A 13,742-nucleotide genomic window follows, 5' to 3' on the forward strand; every position below is an offset into this window, starting at 1 on the left:
TGTCTAAAAAAAGCGCCCAAATATCATTGATTTTGTGTTTTTGCGATTTTTTTTTGTGTACAAGCTTTAGAAAAACAGTTGGTCCTTGTATCTCCCCTTTTTTAGCGCCCGTAAATACTGAGTTTTTTATATCCATAGCAGTATTTTTTTTATGTTTCAAAATATTGGCGCGTATTCCGTTTCAATTTTTTGAAACATTTTATTTAACTGATTGTTAGAATTTTGTAGTAATTATTGTAGTACAGGAATTTGGGACATTAGGTGTTAAGTGTTTTTTTTTAGGAGTTGCTTTTTATAAATTTTCCATAAAACAAAATTAAAATGTGAGTTTTATAACATTTGATGTAAATGGAGTAACAAGCAGAACAACGATGTCTTCGATAAACGTTAAAAAAAAAGTCACTTTTTCCCTAAGCTTGTTAAATACCTTGACTGCCGAAATAAACGCGAATTTTATTTTTGATAAATGTGTCAAAAAGCGAGTTTATATCCAATTGAATTAAGAAATGCGCTCTTTTCGCGAAGACATGGCTGGTGTTGATAAATAGAAATCATCTCGATTTTGTTTTTATACCGGTTGTGCTTAAAAAAAGGGACTAAAATCTTATAAAGCAGAAGTCTAACTATTAAAACACAGATATGAAAAACAGCTATTAACTAGAAATCAAAATTAATTGCAGAAAGAACGACTAATTCTGCAATGAGAATTTAATTAAGAACTAAAAAATTTTTTATGAATTACAAAATTACACTAATTCAACTTTTTGCGATTTTTAGAAATAGGACTTCCATTCCGATGGCTATCCTATTTTCTTTTATGTTGCTAATTGTAACTAGTGCTAGTGCTCAAACGTTAAAGACTGATAGCAATATACCGCTATTAAGTGTTTGCGGCGATTACCAACAATTAACGGTAAGAATCGCCAAGGGTAGTAGAGCGTGTAGTCAGGGTAAATTGAAGATTGAAATTCCCGTGGGATTTGAGCTTCAACTCGGCTCAGTGAAAGCGAATGGCAATACTGTAACTGTTACCGGAGAAACAAATCAAGGCACTACGGTTACTTTACCTAATATTACAGCAGGCCCTTCGTCAGAAGAAATGGTTATAACCTACAATGTGAAAGCGTTGTGCTCTGTTATTGGATCGATTGTTCCAGCAGATCAGCAAGTGGTTAGCTATGTTTTTTCGGGATGTACAACCAATCCACAAAGCGGTACTAGTGAGATCATCAATATTGATTTTGCCGTACTAAGGGTTACTGTTAATCCAGCGGTTAGTTCGGGAAATGTAGGAGATGAGATTAGCCGTACCGTAACGATTCGAAATCAGGGAAATGGAGCTATTTCTACCGTGGTTCTAGAACGTATTTTAGGAGGTGGTTTAAATCATGTTTCGTATGATTTTTCATCGGCTTTGGGATGGACTGCAGATGCTACTAATCCGAATAAAATCACATTCTCTGGGTCTTCTTTAGATACAGGAGGAACGATTTCATTTAAGGAAAAAGTAAAAATAAATAGCTGTAGTTTAACACCTACTATTTATGAAGTGTATTATGGATGTGGTACGAAATGTACTAACTCTAGTGTGTCTGGTACTGCTCAACACATTATAAATATCAACAATTCTTTTAAACCGGTTATAGAGGTTTCGGCTATTCCGCCGGTAATTACTTGTTTAAATCAGTCTTATACCAATACTTGGAATGTGAAAAATTCAGGTAATGCAGAAGCTTCTTCTGTTGGTTTAGAAATCGGAACTAACGATGCTAATGGATACATTAATATCAATACTGTAACCGTTGGTGGTGTGGCTGTGAATCCAGCTGATATAGAAATACTTCAAGGGACGGCTGCTAAGCCAACTTTAATTAAAGTAAAAATCAGCGCAGACAATACCTTAGATCCGAATCAAGTAGTAGTGGTGAAGTTTGATCAATATTATGCTGCGCCAGATGCTGCTTCTTGTGAAACGGCACCAACCACATTTACTACTAATGATAATTACTATAAGGTTGCTTATGATTTTACAGGAGGTTGTGGTGGTCCATATACTGATAGTAAAACTGTAAGTCCTGCTGTTACTTATAATTACGAAGGATTAAATATTGGCGAAATTGACATCGTGTCGGGGCAATCTTATGGTGCTGATTATTTGTTTACCAATTTCGTTATTCCTCATGCAGGTTTAAATGTTGGAGATAAATTTGAAATTACTATCGAGTTATCGGAGTTGTTGACTGTTGCTAATATCAACGATATTAAATTGTTTACTGGAGCAACTGCTATCAATGCCGTGTCTTCAGCAGATGGTGCTAATAAATATCGACTGACTTTTACTTACGGAACAGCTCCTTGGACTGTTGGCAATGATTTGAATTTATCAAACAGCCGTTTAAAGTTTCCTATAGACTTTTTGTGTGGTCCGGATACAAATACTGGAGAAGTACAAGATGTTTGGTATAAAATAGGTGGTGAATTGATAAAAACACCAGCATGTGATGCTATTGTTTTTAAATGTAATCAAGTCAATTTGCTTGGATATTGTGACGCTGGGCCATGTGCTGACGGACTTCACAATCGCTCTGCGGATTTAGAGAGAACTACTTTGGGGTTTGCAGTAACTGCAGCTGGTGTTCCAATGAATACACGTGTTAATAAAAACGATACCAATGTAAGAACTTTTATTACGGGTGATATACTTGAAATTCATCAAGATTCTGATGTGATTATAACAACTCCAGGAGCTTGGACAAAAGTTAAATTTCAAGTTGAAAAAGATGCAGACACCAATGTAGCTTTGATAACAAACAGTGGTAAGTTAGTGGTAACACGTGCTGCGACTGAAACGGAATTTGATGTGTTAACTGTAGTCGAAAACCCAACTAATTATGTATTGGAATTTGACTTATTAACGCAACCTAACGCATTGACAGTCTTTTTACAAGGTGATAAAGTTCGCTTTTCTATGAAGTTTAAAGCTTTAGACTCTCAAGTAGGACTAAAAAGATTCCCGACTAAATCGTATTTGATCGATTCTAATGGTGTGGAGAAAATCTGTGGAAGAGCTTATACAGCAACCGGTTTTTATGTAAATAATACCGTTGAAGTTAAAGGAAGTAAAACCGATTTCGCAACTTGTAGTAATAGCGATAATAAATTCGTGATCACCTCGTCAATCCTTGGTTTTTCAAGACAAGACGGTGTGTTTGAAGGCGAGTTTCGCGATTTATTGGAGCCGACAAAAGCTGTTTTAACAGTTCCTGCATTTTTGACATTAACTGGTGCTAAAGTGGAAGTTAAAAACCAACCTTGGTTGGGTATTAATAATACTGCTATTATCACCGGACTTAATGTAAATAACGGTACGTATATACTAGATTTAAATACGATTATTTCAGCTTTGACCGCTAATAAAAATCTTGATGAAGGTTTTGTGATCGAAATTACGCCAACGGTTTCTTTATTTGAGTGTGAGCCTTCGGCAACTGCTTTAGTACAAACAATAGGCGTTACTCTAGAAGGTGATGTGGTTGATGGAGCTGGTGATAAAACACCTTTTTCAAAAACACAACAGTTAGATTACAATACCGGATTTGGAAGTTTAACTCTTGAATTGTCTAACAACAATTTAAACGGAGAAATGAGTCCTGATGGGCAATTGGTTTCTTGGATTGTAAAAGTTGCAAATACTTCTAACTCCAGATCATTCCCTAATGTTTGGTTAGGCAAAAAAGCAGGTAACTTAGTGATTGAATCCGTTCAAAAGGTTGATAACTATGACGGTAGTAATCCATTGGTTGCGATCGTGCCAACTGGAGATGTGTATCAATTGGGTGATTTTGCAGCTTCGACTACTAATTTTTATTTGGTTAAAGCCAATCTTATTAATTGTAGCGTTGAATCCTTAACCATTCCAATAGGGTACAGCTGTACTGCTTATCCTGTAAATGTTAATTCGGGTGTTTGTGTTGTTACTGACAAGGTATTGACTTATGGTCAATTGAAAAATAATTTGCAGACCACGATTGCTTTTCAATCCAATGCAAATACGCAACACGGTTTCTGTGATGTTCTATCATATACCGTTCAGATTCACAATGCGGGAGATACCAATGTTAAGAACTTAAGTGTTCGTATTCCGTTGGCTTCGGCTCCAGGTTTAAAATACAACGGAAGTTTTGAATACAGTACTGTTTTTTCAGGAAATATTACACCATCAGTTGTTTTTTCAAATGGAAACCCAGCTAGTGCCGTTATTTCAGGTACTGATTTAATCATCACTTTAGATAATAGTATTTCTTTAAATACACTAGAGCGTGTTCAATTGAAAGTCAATTTCAAAATCGAAACTTGCGAATTTAAAAGTGGGCAGCGAATTTCATTTGTGCCGTCGGCTGTTAATATTTGTGGCTCGCCACTTCCTGGAGGAAGTATAACTTCGGCTAGTGGAAATAGAATTATCGTTGCGGGAGGCTCAACTGCTTTCCCTGAATTGGTTCTTGACTTAAACGAAGTAGTATTAGATCCAGTTATTGATTTGGGTGGTAATTTAAGAGCGAAATATAATTTCTCTACTACCAACTCGGGTAATTTCGGAAATACTGATGCCATTACTACCGACTATAGATTTGCTTTCAAATTCCCTGCAAATTGGGTAATTGTTGGTAATCCAAGTGATTATTTAGTTCCAGCAGGAGCGGCTGTTTTTGAAGGTATTGATCCTGTTCGCGGTTATATCTTTAAAGTAGTTAGAAATCTTCCAGTAGGTACAGTGGTTAAATTGGTGGACGTTCCGTTGAAATACACGGCCCATGACGATACTACTTTGTCTTGTGAACACTATTTTGGAGACGTACAAATTTCGGTTTACCAAAATATTGCGGTTCCAACCTGTATTAACCCGAATTTAAATTGTCCTAATGGTATTGATCAAGTTCTTTTAGAAGATCAAATACGTATGGTATTGCCTATCGACAATATGTTGATGATCAATCCACCACAACAAACTCGTGAGATTTGTAGCCCATTAGTTGGAGGAGGTCAACCGACTTTGGCTGATATCACTTTTTCAAATGGTTATTATTTATCTTGGTATGAAAATGAATTAGATGCGCAGGCAGAAGTAACTCCGTTACCTTTAACGACGCCATTAATTCACAACAGAACATACTATGTGGTTAATAGATTTATTGCTGGAGGATTGTGTAAGAGTAATCTTGCTGCAATTAAGGTTTTATTAAAAACCAACAACCTTCAAGCGACCAATATTGAATTCGCTTGTGCACCAGACCAAAGATCGTATAAGGTATTTGTTACCTTAAACGGTACAGCGCCATATACTGCAGTGGGAACTGGAGTTGGAGCTGAAAGTAGATTCGATGGAAATATTTGGACATCAGAAAGCATTCCAATCGGTACGCCTTATGACGTTACCTTTGAAAATGCGAGTATGTGTACTCCATTGACTATTACGGGAATCCCTCCTGTTTGTTGTACATTGCAAATCGCTTGTCCTGTAGATGTTGAAGTGGTTTGTGGTACTAGTTACGACCCTTCAGTTACGGGTATTCCAACAGCGATTACGGCTTGTGGAAACATTACTCAAACTTATACCGATTCAGCTATAACTGCTTGTGTTGGAGGTTTAAGAACATTTACTCGTACATTTACAGTAACTGATGGAAGTGGAAATGTGGAAACGTGTACACAACGAATCTCTATAAAAGATGTGGTTGCCCCTGTATTGGATGTGCCAGCTAAAAACCTAACGGTTGAATGCGGAACCAATACTACAGAAGCATTAAACAATTGGTTGTCCAGTCATGGTGGAGCCATTGCAACAGATGCTTGTGGAGCGGTAACTTGGACGCATAACTTTACGGCATTAACCGCCGGATTGTGTGCAGGGACTCAAAGTGCGACAGTAATATTTACAGCTACTGATGCGTGTGGAAATCGTGTTACTTCAACAGCTAAATTCACTATTGAAGATAAAACGCCTCCTGTAATCAGTATAGTAGCGGCAAATAAAACCGTAGAATGCGATGGAACTGGCAATACTGCTGCTTTAAATGATTGGTTAGCTAGTCATGGTGGTGCAGTGGCAACAGACGGATGTAGTGTAACTCCGGTTACTTGGACGCATAACTTTACGGTATTGACAGCAGGTACTTGTGCCGGTTCTCAAAATGCAGTAGTAACTTTCACAGCAACGGATGCTTGTGGTAATAAATCAACAACAACGGCAACGTTCGCTATTGTTGATACAACAGCGCCGGTAATTACGGTTGCACCACAAAATAAAACGGTAGAATGTGACGGATTAGGAAATCTTGACGAGTTTAACGAATGGTTAAGAATTTCTGGCGGTGCAGTTGCTAAAGATGGCTGTGGTGCAGTAACTTGGTCTTATTTAATTGAAGATACCAATACAACTTGTGGAAAAGCAGGAACGGTTATCGTTGATTTCTTTGCTAAAGATTCTTGTGGTAACACAGCCTTTAAACAAGCGGCTTTCATCATTGTAGATACCACCAAACCGATTATTTCAACTCCAGCAAAAGCGTTGAACATCGAATGTGGTGCTGAAGTTGATGCCTTAAACGCTTGGTTAAACAACCACGGTGGCGCGATCTCTTCAGATAATTGTGGAACAATCACTTGGACACATAATTACAATGGATTAACTGCGGCTTGTGGAAACACGGGAAGTGCAGTGGTAACTTTTAAAGCGACCGATTCATGTGGTAATTTTAGTGAAACTGTTGCAACAGTAACTATAGCTGACAAAACGCCTCCTGTAATTACTAAACAAGCACAAAACTTAACGGTTGCCTGCGGACCAAATGCAGAGCAAACTTTAAACAACTGGTTGTTGAATCGCGGTGGTGCTGAAGCTACAGATAATTGTGGAACGGTAACATGGACACATAATTATGTGGAATTAACAACGAGAACTTGTGGAGTAACTGGATTTGCTTTGGTAACTTTTACAGCTACTGATGCTTGTGGAAATACAGCAACTACTACAGCTACTTATAAAGTGGAAGATACAACCGCTCCTGTAATTACGCACCCAGCAGAAAACAAAATAGTAGAATGCGACGGTACAAATTACAGAACAGCGATGAATCTTTGGTTGTTAAGCCACGGTAGAGCTACAGTAGCTCAAGCTTGTAGCGATGTAACTTGGACGCACAACTTTACGGCTTTATCAGCAGGTGAAACCGGAAGTGCAGAAGTAACCTTTACTGCAACAGATGCTTGTGGAAACTGGGTTTCTACTACGGCTACGTATACAGTAGTGGATAGAACAGCTCCGGTAATCACGGTATTGCCTCAGAATAAAACAGTAGAATGCGACGGTAACGGTAACCTAGACGAGTTTAATGATTGGTTGGCTATTCATGCTGGAGCAGTTGCTACAGATAATTGTGGCGATGTAACTTGGTCTTATTTGATTGAAGATACCAATACTACATGTGGAAAAGCAGGTACGATAATCGTTGACTTTATCGTTAAGGATGCCTTTGGTAATTCGACATTCAAACAAGCAGCATTTATTATTAAAGACACTACTAAACCGGTAGTGAGTACAGTAGCAAAAGATTTAATTATCCAATGCGGTGCTGAAGTAGATGCTTTAAACGCTTGGTTAAACAATCATGGAGGAGCGGTAGCTTCAGACAATTGCGGAACCATCACTTGGACACATAATTACAACGGATTAACCGCTGCTTGTGGAAACACGGGAAGTGCAGTAGTAACTTTTACTGCTACAGATTCTTGTGGAAACTTCAGTGAAACCGTTGCGACTATTAGCCTTGTGGATACAGTAGCGCCAACACTAGTAAAAGCAGGACAAGACTTAACGGTTACTTGTGGAGCTAATACAGCTGAGGCATTGAACAATTGGTTGATCAGTCATGCTGGTGCAATAGCTAAAGATGCGTGTGGTGCAGTAACTTGGACTCACAACTATACTGGCTTAACCACTACGGCATGCGGAACAACGGGCAGTGCTTTAGTAACTTTTACAGCAACAGATGCTTGTGGAAATACAGTTACTACTTCGGCTACTTATACAGTAGAAGATAAAGCGGTACCGGTAATTACTAGAGCAGCACAAAACAAAACAGTTGAGTGTGATGGTTCGGGTAATGAAACGGAGTTAAATGCTTGGTTGGCAATTCAAGGTGGTGCAACAGCAACAGATAGTTGTAGTGCGGTAACTTGGACAAACGACTATACGGCCTTAACAGCGGCATGTGGAGCAACGGGAAGTGCTTTAGTAACTTTTACAGCAACAGATGCTTGTGGAAACACCGTTACTACAACAGCAACGTTTACCATTGCAGATACCAAAGCGCCAATCATGACTACAGTACCACAAAATGCGGTAGTAGAATGTGATGGAGCAGGTAATACAGCGGCTTTTGATACTTGGTTAAACAGTCATGCTGGGGCAATAGCATCAGATGCTTGTAGTACAACAGTAACTTGGAGTCACTCTATAGTAGATACGAGTAACCTTTGTGGAAAAACAAAAGTAATTACAGTAAATTTCGTAGCAACAGATGCTTGTGGAAACGCAGTAACTAAACAAGCTACATTTACTATAGCTGATACTGCGGGTCCTGTACTTACTACAGCAGCTACAGATTTAATCATGGAGTGTGGTACTAGCGGAAACGATCGTATTAATACTTGGTTAAACAGTCATGGTGGTGCTTCTGCAACAGAAGCTTGTGGATCGGTAACTTGGTCACACAATTACACCGGATTGACAGCGGCTTGTGGAGCAACAGGAAATGCAGTAGTAACGTTTACGGCTACGGACTCTTGTGGAAACACTACCGTAACTGTAGCGAATATTAGTATTGTAGATACAGTAGCACCAACCTTGGTAAAAGCGGCACAAGGCCTTACGGTTTCTTGTGGTACGAATACTACTGAGGCGTTAAATAACTGGTTGAGCAGTCATGGAGGAGCTAGAGCAACAGATACTTGTAGCTCGGTAACTTGGACAAACAACTATACTGCATTAACGGCGGCATGTGGAGCAACAGGAAGTGCTTTAGTAACTTTTACAGCAACAGATGCTTGTGGAAATACAGTTACAACGGCGGCTACTTTTACTATTGAAGACAAAACGGCACCGGTAATTACAAGAGCAGCACAAAACAAAACAGTGGAGTGTGACGGTTCTGGTAATGCAACGGAGTTAAATGCTTGGTTGGCAATTCAAGGTGGTGCAACAGCAACAGACAGTTGTAGTGCGGTAACTTGGACAAACGACTTTTCAGCTTTAACAGCGGCATGTGGAGCAACAGGAAGTGCTTTAGTAACTTTTACAGCAACAGATGCTTGTGGAAATACAGTTACAACAACAGCGACCTTTACTATTGTTGACACCAAAGCGCCAATCATAACTACAGCGCCTCAGAACGCGGTAGTAGAATGTGATGGAGCTGGAAACTTAACGGAATTCAACGCTTGGTTAGCAAACCAAGGAGCAGCAGTTGCAACAGATGCTTGTAGCGGTGTAACTTGGACCTATGCTATAGTCGATACCATTAAACTTTGTGGTAAAACACAAGCGATTACGGTTAACTTTACCGCGACGGATGCATGTGGTAATAGTGCGATGAAACAAGCGACATTTACAACAGTAAATACTACAGGACCTCAATTTGTTGTAGAAGCTCAAGACCTTACAGTTAACTGTGATGGAAATGGTAATGCAAACGATTTGATGGCATGGTTGAATACCCATGGTGGTGCAAATGCTGTAAATGCGTGTTCTTTAGACATGACTTGGACTAATGATTTCAAAGGATTGACTAAAGCATGTGGATCTACTGGAAGTACAGTAGTTACCTTTAAAGTGACGGATTCTTGTGGAAATGTAAGTGCTACTACAGCAACGTTTACAATCGTTGATGATATTGCACCGGTATTTACTACCAACCTTCCAAAGGATATTACTTTAGAGTGTTCAGCGCTTCTACCAGAAGCAGCGGTATTGAATGCAACGGATTTATGTGGAACTGCAGAAGTGAGCTTTAAAGAGGAACGCCTAAATGGTAATTGTGAAAACAACTATCAATTGGTGAGAACTTGGACAGCAACAGATGCTTGTGGAAACGCACAAGTTCACGTACAAACCATAACCATTCAAGACACTACAGCACCAGTATTTGTAGAGCCATTACCAGCAGCGGATGTTTTCATGAAATGTGAAGATTTGAAAGCGGCTCCAGTAATGACCGCAACAGATGCTTGTGGAAAAGCAACCGTAGCCTTTAAAGAAGAAAAAGTACAAGGAGACTGTGATAATAAATACAGTTTAGAGAGAACTTGGACTGCGACGGATACTTGTGGAAATGAGACGGTTTATACACAAACTGTACATTTGGCTTGCGAAATTGAAATTTACAACGCAATTTCTGCAAACGGAGATGGTAACAACGACGAGTTTGTATTGAAAGGAATTAATTGTTATCCTGGAAATACTGTTGAAATCTTTGATCGTTGGGGACGTTTAGTTTATAGTACTAGAAACTATAACTCGATTGGAAATGTATTTAAGGGGTATGCTAATGCTAAAGACGTGGTAAGTAAAGGAGATAAACTCCCAACAGGTACCTATTTCTATGTTGTACAATACGATTACAACTTCGGAAATGGTGAATCTCAAGCCATGAAGCAGTCAGGATACATTCATTTAGAATCTAATTAATTTGTAAGCGATGAAAATTCATAAAACAATAAAAAGGACGTTTTATGGAATCTTGTTAATGGGCAGTGCAGCAATGCACGCCCAACAAGATTCTCAATATACCCATTATATGTACAACACGATTAACGTGAACCCTGCTTATGCCGGATCACGTGGAGCGATGAGTATCTTCGGTTTGCACCGTGAGCAATGGGTTGGATTAGATGGAGCACCAAAAACAAATTCATTCTCGATAAACACACCTATCAACAACAGTAAGTTGGGAATTGGTTTGTCTTTTGTCAATGATCAAATCGGAGTTATGAAAGACAATACCATATCGGTTGACGTTTCTTATACCATTGATCTAGGCAGTAGAGAAGATAAGTTGTCATTTGGACTAAAGGGTTCTGTGAATTTACTAGATGTTCGCTATAGTGAACTGAAAGTTTACAATCCGGGTGATGTGATGTTTAGTCAAGATATCAGTGGTCAAGTTAGCCCTAATGTTGGTGCGGGTATTTATTACCACAACGACAGAAGTTATTTGGGTTTATCTGTTCCAAATTTCCTAGAAACGGAGCGCTATGACGACAATATGTATGCGACTATGCAACAGAAAATGCATTTCTACTTAATTGGAGGGCATGTATTTGATTTAAATCCAAACTTGAAATTCAAACCGGCATTTATGTTGAAAGCAGTTCAAGGAGCACCATTACAAGCAGATATCAGTGCTAATTTCTTATTTATAGAGAAGTTTACACTTGGAGGTGCTTACCGTTATGATGCGGCATGGAGTGTGTTGGCGGGTTTCCAAGTTACCGACGGATTGATGATTGGATATTCGTATGATGGAGAAACCACTAAATTGGCCCATTATAATTCAGGATCGCACGAAGTGTTTTTGCGATTTGAACTTTTCAATAAGTACAAACGTATTGTTTCACCAAGATTCTTTTAAAACGCAGACTTATGAAAAAAATTATCACCTCATTAAGCGTTTGTTTGTTAGTTTTAATGAATCATAACGCCCAAGCGCAAGTTGGTTTGTCACGTGCTGATAAAACCTATGATAAATTGGCGTATATCGATGCTATCAAAATTTATGAGAACATCGCTAAACGCGGACATGTGAGTACCGAAATTCTAAAGAATTTAGGAAACGCAAATTATTTCAATGCGCAATATGCAGAAGCAAATAAATGGTATAGCCAATTGTTTGCAGATTTTGCTAGTTCAGAAATAGAGTCGGAGTACTATTACCGTTACTCTCAAACTTTAAAAAATGTAGGACAAGATGCTCAGGCAGCGGTTTATTTAAAGCAATTTGCTGAAAAAAATAAAGAGTCTAAACGAGCGGATATCATCCGAGCAGATAAAGATTATCAAGCGGAAATAAAACGGAATTCTGGTCGTTACGACATTCAGGATGCGGGTATCAATACCGGTTATGCCGATTACGGAAGTAGTTTCTACAAGGATCAAGTGTTGTTTACAACGGCTCGAGATACCAGTAATTTCGCAAAGAAAGTACATACATGGACCGATCAATCTTTTACCAAAATCTATGTAGCCGATATTCAAGAAGACGGGACGCTAACTAAGGCTAAAAAATTTAGTCGCAAAATAGATACCAAATTCAATGAGGCTACACCGGTAGTGACTAAAGACGGTCAAACGATGTATTTTACACGTAATAACTATAACGGTTCTCGTGGAACTGATAGTAAAAAAACGACTTTGTTGAAAATTTACCGTGCAGAACTAAAAGGCGATAAATGGACCAATGTTACAGAATTGCCTTTTAATAGCAATCAGTTTAGTACAGCACATCCCGTATTAAATGCTAATGAAGACACCATGTATTTTGTTTCTGATCGTCCGGGTGGATTTGGACAGTCGGATCTTTGGAGTGTTGCCATTATGGAAAACGGATTCGGAACTCCTGTGAATTTGGGAGCATCGATCAATACAGATGGTAGAGAGTCGTTCCCTTTTGTTACTTCAGATGATGAATTGTATTTTGCTACAGACGGACGCCCAGGTATGGGTGGACTCGATGTATATGCAACCAAAATCAAAGCGGACGGTAGTTTTTCTGATGTGCAAAATATAGGTGCTTCAGTAAACAGTCCTTCAGACGATTTTGGATACATCATTAATAAGACGACCAAAAGAGGTTACTTTTCAAGCAATAGAGAATCGGGTATCGGAAACGACGATATCTATGCTTTTAAAGAAAACCGTGCCTTGGTTTTAGAGTGTGTTCAAGGACTTAAAGTTACCGTTGTTGATGCTAAAACTCGTAATATCATACCAAATGCAAACTTGAGTTTGTACCAAATGGATTTTACGGATAAGGCTAAATCAAACAAAATGGACGCTAATAGCCAATACTTATTCGATACGAATTACGACTGTGGAACCAGCTACCGCGTAAAAGCAGAAGCTCCAGAGTATACCGTAAAAGAAGAAGTTGTTTCATTGCCAAATGAAAGCGGTATAACAGAGATTACTATCGTCTTAGAACGCGCTAAAATCCCGTTAAAAGAAGGAGATGATTTGTTTAAAGTATTGAACTTAAATCCGATTTATTTCGATTTGGATAAAGACAATATCCGTCCAGATGCAGCCTTAGAATTGGCTAAAGTCTTTGCGGTAATGGAAGAATATCCAAGTATGAAAGTAGATGTACGTTCACATACAGATAGTCGTGCTTCACATAAATACAATGATGATTTATCTGAGCGTCGCGCCAAGTCAACGGCAGCATGGTTGATTTCTAATGGTATTTACAGCAACCGTTTAACATGGAAGGGGTATGGCGAACGCCAATTGACCAACAAATGTGCAGACGGAGTAAAATGTACTGAAGAAGAGCATCAAGCTAACCGTAGATCGGAATTTATTATCGTTAAAATGTAATAGCCGTTAAAAGGACTATGTGAATAGCATAGTGTTTTTTAATAAATAATTAGGGATCAGCTCTTTGGAGCTGGTCCCTTTTTTTATGAGA

3 protein-coding genes are annotated in these 13,742 nt (G+C 38.7%); all 3 read left to right on the plus strand.

Annotation, left to right across the window (positions count from 1 at the left end; translation table 11 throughout):
• Positions 1-733 precede the first annotated feature (733 nt).
• From KO524_RS04170 to KO524_RS04180, 3 genes are read left to right on the plus strand one after another with little or no spacing between them, the layout of a single operon-like run.
• Positions 734-10,744 carry a gliding motility-associated C-terminal domain-containing protein gene (locus tag KO524_RS04170; RefSeq protein WP_219290694.1) on the plus strand — a complete coding sequence of 3,337 codons (10,011 nt, stop codon included), beginning with the start codon at positions 734-736 and terminating at the stop codon, positions 10,742-10,744.
• Between the two features lie 10 nt (positions 10,745-10,754).
• Positions 10,755-11,687, plus strand: a complete 933-nt coding sequence (locus KO524_RS04175) for a type IX secretion system membrane protein PorP/SprF (protein WP_219290697.1) — start codon at positions 10,755-10,757, stop codon at positions 11,685-11,687.
• A gap of 11 nt (positions 11,688-11,698) precedes the next feature.
• Entirely contained in the window at positions 11,699-13,651 is a 1,953-nt protein-coding gene (locus KO524_RS04180; RefSeq protein WP_219290700.1) for an OmpA family protein, read from the plus strand.
• Positions 13,652-13,742 lie beyond the last annotated feature (91 nt).

Origin of the sequence: Flavobacterium sp. NKUCC04_CG (genome assembly GCF_019345525.1) — a bacterium.
Lineage (GTDB): Bacteria > Bacteroidota > Bacteroidia > Flavobacteriales > Flavobacteriaceae > Flavobacterium.